The sequence below is a fragment of the uncultured Arthrobacter sp. genome (assembly GCF_902805515.1).
Taxonomy (GTDB): Bacteria; Actinomycetota; Actinomycetes; order Actinomycetales; family Micrococcaceae; genus Arthrobacter_D.
In genome coordinates, this window is record NZ_CADCTE010000035.1 from 1 (window position 1) to 4,264 (window position 4,264).

The 4,264-nt window shown below is 70.5% G+C and carries 4 protein-coding genes; 1 reads left to right on the plus strand and 3 read right to left on the minus strand.

Annotated elements, in window-relative coordinates; translation table 11 throughout:
- Positions 1-410: 410 nt before the first annotated feature.
- Positions 411-1,625: an aromatic acid exporter family protein gene (locus QZX79_RS02935; protein ID WP_294564406.1), complete on the plus strand. Its 1,215-nt coding sequence runs from the start codon at positions 411-413 to the stop codon at positions 1,623-1,625.
- Positions 1,626-1,642: 17 nt separating this feature from the next.
- Here the strand turns inward: QZX79_RS02935 and QZX79_RS02940 are convergent, their stop codons facing one another.
- The 3 genes from QZX79_RS02940 to QZX79_RS02950 all read right to left on the minus strand — a co-directional run.
- Complete coding sequence (locus QZX79_RS02940) at positions 1,643-2,809, minus strand: MFS transporter (protein WP_294564408.1); 1,167 nt, start codon at positions 2,807-2,809, stop codon at positions 1,643-1,645.
- Between the two features lie 52 nt (positions 2,810-2,861).
- Positions 2,862-3,584 (minus strand): response regulator, encoded by a 723-nt coding sequence (locus tag QZX79_RS02945; RefSeq protein WP_294564410.1) that lies wholly within the window; start codon positions 3,582-3,584, stop codon positions 2,862-2,864.
- Positions 3,581-4,264: sensor histidine kinase (locus tag QZX79_RS02950; protein WP_294564412.1), on the minus strand; the 684-nt coding region annotated here is incomplete at its 5' end. The genes QZX79_RS02950 and QZX79_RS02945, both read right to left, overlap by 4 nt.

A 4,264-nucleotide genomic window follows, 5' to 3' on the forward strand; every position in this document is an offset into this window, starting at 1 on the left:
TTTCCTTATCTTCCCCCGTCCGATGCCCGGGGCGCCGGTTCCGGCCACCGAATCGCTGGAGAGCCGCTGCGCCAGCCAGATGGGAACGATGGAGACGACAATGAGGATGACCGCGACGACGTTGACCACCGGCGCCTGGTTCGGCCGGAACAGGTTCGATAGGACCAGACCGGATTCGTTGGAAAAGTCCGGCGATCGAGCCCGAGCGGGTAGTCACACGGCGGTCTCGGGGGTACGTTCAGCCCAAGACGCGCTCACGGGCTGACCGTATGGCTTCGGGGCGCATCCTCCCAACCAGTCCCGGGATCAACATGCGTGAACGGAATGGAAGTCACAACCCGCGTCCGCACTGGACCATGCGCCGGATGCTGTGGTCGATCTGGCCCGCCATGCCGGCATCGTGGGGTGAGGTGCCAAAGCGTCTTACCCCGGCCGCCACTCAGATTCTCCGGCTCACGGTCGCAGCAGTGGTCTCCTACATCGTCGCCGACACCCTCTTTCCGGGCATCCTCGACCTGACCGCACCGCTCACGGCCCTGCTGGTGGTTCAGGCCTCGACCGTCGGCACGCTGCTGATGGGAGTGGTGCGGGTCGGGGCGGTGCTCACCGGCGTTCTCATCGCTATCGGCGTCACAGCGATGATCGGACTGTCCTGGTGGAGTCTCGGCCTGGTGATCGCCGCCTCCCTGACCGCAGCCATGGTGCTGCGGCTGGGGGATCAGACGCTCGAGGCGCCCATCAGCGGGATGCTGATCCTCGCGGTCGCGGCACCCGACACTGCGGCGGAGGTGCGCATCGCGAACACCCTGATTGGCACGGTGGTGGGCATTGCGTTCAGCCTCGTGGTCCCAGTTGCGATCCCGAACTCCCGTGCCAGCGACGCGGTGCGGCGCGTCACCCGATCTCAGGCGGCGCTGATGGACGAAGTCGCGCGGGCACTCGGCGGTGGGCCGCCTCATCCCGACGAGGTGAGGGAATGGTTCGAATGGACGGACGACATCGCCAAGGAGCTCCGCGCAGCGTCGGCCGAAGTGGAGGCAGTGAGGGAGAGCCGCCGGTTCAACCCGCGCGCGCTGGCCATGGCGGTGGTGTACCCGGGGCTGCGGGCCGCCCTGGACAGGTTGGAAAAATGCCTCGCCGCCGAACGGGCCCTGCTCGTCGTCATCGGGAAAGAGGCGCCCACAAAGCCGAGCGGACTGCAGGACCCCACCGAGAGGGAACTTCGTCGGGCATTTGCGTTCGTGCTTGACGATCTGGCGAACGGACTGCGCTCCTTCGGGGACCTCGTCGAAGCCGAGTACGGCAGCGGCATGGGGGAGCGCGCCGACGAGGCGCTGGCGCATATGCTCGAAAGTGTCCGCGAGACCCGCGCCGTGCTCACCGAGCTCATGCTCCTGGACGTCGATCCGCGCGAACAGAGGGAGTTGTGGATGCTCCAAGGCTCCGTTCTGGCTGCCATCGACCATGCCGTCTCGCAGCTCGACCTGGAGAATAGCGAGCGCAGCACGAAGGCGTGGCTCAGCCGCATCGAGATCCCGAGTGCCGGCATCGCCTGGTTGCCCAAAGTGGGGCGGCGGTCACCGCGCAGACGGGGTTCGCATCGGGTCTCCCGGAGTGGGGGCTGACGGCGCACTGAGGGAGCCTAGCCCCGCCCCTTCCGCAACGAATACCAGGAGCCGCCCGCCACCAGCGCGAGGCCCGCGGCGGTGACGCCGAACACGCCCGCCACCCCGGCCGCCGCCGCAACCAGCCCGACACCGGCCGGGATCGCCGACTGGCCCAGCCGGTTCGCGCTCAGGCGCAGGGCCAGCCAGGTGCCCTGAGTGCCGGTCGGCGCCTCGAGGGAAATCACGGTCATGGTCAGCGGCTGCCCGATGCCGAGTGCCACCCCTGCCACGACCAGGACGGCGGCCAGCACCACCAGGTTCAGCGGCGCGGCGAGTGCGCCCACGGCAAGTGCTGATACCGCCGTGGAGAGCGCGATCAGTTCGGCCCGGCCGAACCGGGCCACGAGCGGCCCGAGGTAGAGCCGCGAGGCCATCGTCGCCCCGGCCCGCACGCTGAGCAGGATTCCGACGACGGCGGCCGGGATCCCGCGCTCTACCCCCAGCGCCGGAAGGTACACCGCGATCAGGTCGATGGCGCCCAGGACCATGGCACTGACGACCATCGCCCCGAACAGCTTCCCCCGGGATTGACGGGTGGTCCGGGTGAACGCACTGCCCAGGCTGCCCCGGGACGCCCCCGGCCGCAACGGGGCCCTGCCCGTCCGCCGGGGGCGGCGCACCAGGGGGAAGGTGAGCACCAGCAGGACGACGGCGGACGCGGTGTAGGCCAGGAACAGCGCCCGCGTATCGGGCAGCACCCGGCCGCCGCCGAACACCGTGATCAGCAGCGGCCCCACGGCCTGCCCGGCCGATCCGGCGAAGGTGTAGAGGCCGAACGCCGCATCGAGCCGGCCTGACTCTCCCTCGGCGATCCGGCTCTGCTGGCCCACCACGCACATGAGGTGCCCGAGCCCGAGCACGACGTTCCACAGCAGCAGCAGCTCAAGGGACGACGACGCGAACACCAGCCCCGCCCCGGCCCCGGCCATGAGCACGGCGCCGCCGAGCAGCACCGCGCGTTGGTGCCCGGCGTCGGTGGCCCGGCCCACCAGGACGGCGATGAACAGCGGCAGGAGCGCAAAGCTCGCCGCGATCAGGCCGAGCAGCGCCGGCTCGACGCCGAGCTCAAGGGCGCGGTAGGCCGCGGCGGGACGCACGATATAGGCGGCCAGCTGCAGGAACAGGGCATGGAGGAGCAGCACCCACGGCCATTGGCGCACTACCGGCCCCGCGCCGGTGGCCGGGGCCGGGCGTTCAGCGCCCGGTCCACAGGTAGAACTTCTCCGGCCGCCCCGCGGTGCCGTAGCGCGGAACGATGCGCACCTGGCCCTTCGTGACAAGGAATTCGAGATAGCGGCGGGCGCTGACCCGAGCCATCCCCAGGCGCTCGGCGACCTCCGATGCCGATGCCCCGTCCGGCCGGGTCCGCAGGTCGGCGACGACGGCGTCGAGGGTGGGCGCCGACAGCCCCTTAGGCGTCGGACCCTGCGCCGTGCGGACCGCCCCGGCCGGGGCCCCGGGCCCCGTGGGACGCAGGAGCTGGTCGATGCGGTGCTGATCCAGCGCCGCCGCCCCAACCGAGGCGTGGGTGGCCACGGCCCGGTGGTATTCCACGTAGGCGTCGAGCCGCTGGTTGAGGACCTGGGAGTTGAACGGCTTCACGAGATAGTGGAGCACTCCGCCGGCCACCGCAGCCCGCACCGTCTCCAGTTCCCGGGCCGCGGTGATGGCGATGATGTCGACGGGATCCCCCGGCAGGTTCCGGGCGCCGCGCAGCACCTCGATCCCGGACATGTCAGGCAGGTGAATATCGAGCAGGACGAGCTGGGGTTTCAGCAGGTCCACGAGCTCGAGCGCGCGGGCGCCGGTGTGCGCCACGCCGACGACGTCGAAGCCGCCGTGGGCCAGCAGGAACCCGGTGTGGACCCCGGCGACCTCGTGGTCGTCGTCGACCACCACGGTGCGGATCGGGTTCATGACGCCTGCAGGGGTCGGCCGGCGGGCTGGCGGGTGAGGAAGACGGTGAACTCGGCGCCGCCCAGCAGCGACTCCTCCACGACGACCTGCCCGTGCCGGCGTTCGGCGATACGCGTCACCAGGGCCAGGCCGAATCCGCGGGTGCCCGCACTCCCGCCGTCCTTCGTCGAGAAGCCGGAGGAGAAGATCCGGCCGAGCACCTCGTCGGGAACGCCGGGGCCGTCGTCGGCCACGGTGATGCGGATGATCTCCGGGCCGGATTCAAGGTCGACGCTGATCCTGCCGTCGGCGCCGACGGCCTCCATCGCGTTGTCGATGAGGTTCCCGAGGATGGTGACGGCGTCGGTGGTTCCGTCGGGCTCGAGGGTTGAAGTCTCCGTCACTGCGAGGGCGATGTCCTTCTCTGCGCAGATCGTGCTCTTGGCCATCAGCAGGCTCGCGGCGTCGGGATCGGTGATGCCCGGGGCGATGCTGCCCGAGATCAGGGCGCCGCCGTGGCCGGAGCGGGAGATGAAGTCGACCGCCTGCGCCGTGCGGCCCAGTTCGAGCAGCCCGGACACCGTGTGCATGCGGTTGGCGAACTCATGGGCCTGGGCGCGCAGGGCGGCGGTGACGTCCCGGGCTCCGTCCAAGTCCGTCAGGAGCTGGTGGAGTTCGGTGCGGTCGCGAAGGATCATCAC

Coding starts and splice junctions, on each gene's coding strand:
- QZX79_RS02945 (WP_294564410.1), bottom strand. CDS start 3,584: ATGAACCCGATCCGCACCGTGGTGGTCGACGACGACCACGAGGTCGCC.